We start from the raw sequence: 2,044 nt of genomic DNA, 5'->3' as shown, positions 1-2,044 counted from the left end.
CTCAGCACGGCCGAGGCGGTGCGCTTCGCCAAGGAGGCCAAGGCGGCGGGCGCCAGCGGCTTCATGGTGCTCCCGCCCTACGCCTACTCGAGCGACTACCGAGAGATGAAGGGCCACGTCACCTCCGTCTTGGCGGCAACCGACCTGCCGTGCATGCTCTACAACAACCCGATCGCCTACAAGACCGACTTCCTGCCGCCGCAGGTGGCCGAGATCGTGCGCGAGCACCCGAACGCGCAGGCCATCAAGGAGTCCACCGCCGACCTCAGGCGCATCACCTGGCTGCGGACCCTCATGAACGACGACTTCAAGATCCTGATAGGCGTCGACGACCTGTTCGTCGAGGCCACCTACGCCGGGGCAGTGGGCTGGATCGCGGGGCTCGTGAACGCCATGCCCGAGGAGTCGGTCAGGCTCTACGAGCTGGCGCGCGCCGGCCGCAAGGAGGAGGCGTTCGAGCTCTACAGCTGGTTCCTGCCCCTGTTGCGCCTCGACATCGGCACCAAGTTCGTGCAGAAGATCAAGCTGGCCGTCGAGTACGCCGGTTGGGGCAGCTCCAGCGTGCGCGCGCCGCGTTACGCGCTGGAGGGCGAGGAGCTGGCCGAGGTCATGCGGACGATCGAGGAGGGCTTCGCCAACCGGCCCAACCTGAAGGTGGGGGCGTGACGCCCACTCACGCGGGCGCCTTCAGCGCCGTCGACCCCCGCACCCTCACCCACCTCGACGGCGAGTTCGAGACGACCACGCCCCACGAACTGGCGGAGCTCGCCACGGCGGCGAAGGCCGCGTTCCTCCCCTACTCGCGCCTGCCCGGCGCCGAGCGCGCCCGCTTCCTGGACGCCATCGCGGCCGGGCTCGAGGCCGAGGCCGACGCCGTCACCGAGCGCGCCGTCGCCGAATCGGGCCTCCCCGAGGGGCGCATCCGCGGCGAGGTGAGCCGCACCAGCAACCAGCTCCGCATGTTCGCGCGCCTCATCGAGGACGACGCCTGGACCGAGCCGCGCATCGACCCCGGCGACCCCGGCCGCCAGCCCGCGCCCAAGCCGGACGTGCGCTCCATGCGCCGCCCACTCGGCCCCGTGGCCGTGTTCGGCGCCAGCAACTTCCCGCTGGCCTTCTCGGTGGCGGGCGGCGACACGGCCTCCGCCCTCGCGGCCGGCTGCCCCGTCATCGCCAAGGCGCACCCGTCGCACCCGGGCACCTCCAAGCTCGTGGCCGACGTGATCCTCGAGGCGGCGCACGTCACCGGCATGCCGGAGGGCGTCTTCGGGCTCGTGCTCGAGGCCGGCTTCGAGATGGGCCAGGCCCTCGTGCAACGCCCCGAGATCAAGGCCGTGGGCTTCACCGGCAGCCGTGGCGCCGGGGAGGCGCTCATGCGCGTGGCCGCCGCGAGGCCCGAGCCGATCCCCGTGTACGCCGAGATGGGCAGCGTGAACCCCGTGTTCGTGACGGCCGGCGCGCTCGCGGCGCGCTCCGAGGCGCTGGCGCAGGGCCTGTTCGCCTCCTTCACGCTGGGCGTCGGCCAGTTCTGCACCAACCCCGGCGTCACGCTCGTCCCCACCGGCGCGGCGGGGGACGCATTCGTGGCGCGCCTCGCCGAGCTCACCGCCGCGGCGGAGGCCGGGGTGATGCTCAACCACGGCGTGTGCGAGCGTTACGGCCAAGGCCTGCAGGAGCTGGCCGCCGCCGGCGGGCACGAGGTCGCCCGCGGGGCGGCGGGCGCGGGCGGCGCCCACGGGAGCGCCACCCTGTGGGAGGCCGACGTGCGGGCCGCCCTCGAGGAGCCCAGGCTGCTGAGCGAGGTGTTCGGCCCGAGCACGCTCGTGCTCCGCTACCGCGACCCGGCCGAGTTGGCCGAGTTCGCCTCCGCCATCGAGGGGCAGCTGACCGCCACCATCCACGCCGAGGCGGCCGAGCTCCCCGAGCTGGCGCCGCTGGTCGAGCTCCTCGCCGAGCGCGTCGGCCGCGTGATCCTCAACCAGTTCCCCACCGGCGTCGAGGTCGGCCCCGCCATGGTGCACGGCGGCCCCTACCCCGCCACCTC

2 protein-coding genes are annotated in these 2,044 nt (G+C 73.4%); both read left to right on the top strand.

Going from position 1 to position 2,044, the window contains the following annotated elements; all coding sequences use genetic code 11:
* The coding region (locus tag H3C53_13375) for a dihydrodipicolinate synthase family protein (protein MBW7917658.1) at positions 1–666 on the top strand (666 nt) is incomplete at its 5' end.
* Positions 663–2,044: aldehyde dehydrogenase (NADP(+)) (locus H3C53_13370; protein ID MBW7917657.1), on the top strand; the 1,382-nt coding region annotated here is incomplete at its 3' end. The genes H3C53_13375 and H3C53_13370, both read left to right, overlap by 4 nt.

Source organism: Trueperaceae bacterium, assembly GCA_019454765.1.
Taxonomy (GTDB): Bacteria; Deinococcota; Deinococci; order Deinococcales; family Trueperaceae; genus JAAYYF01.
Note: the sequence above shows the minus strand (reverse complement) of the source record. Positions and strands in the feature narration are given on the sequence as shown.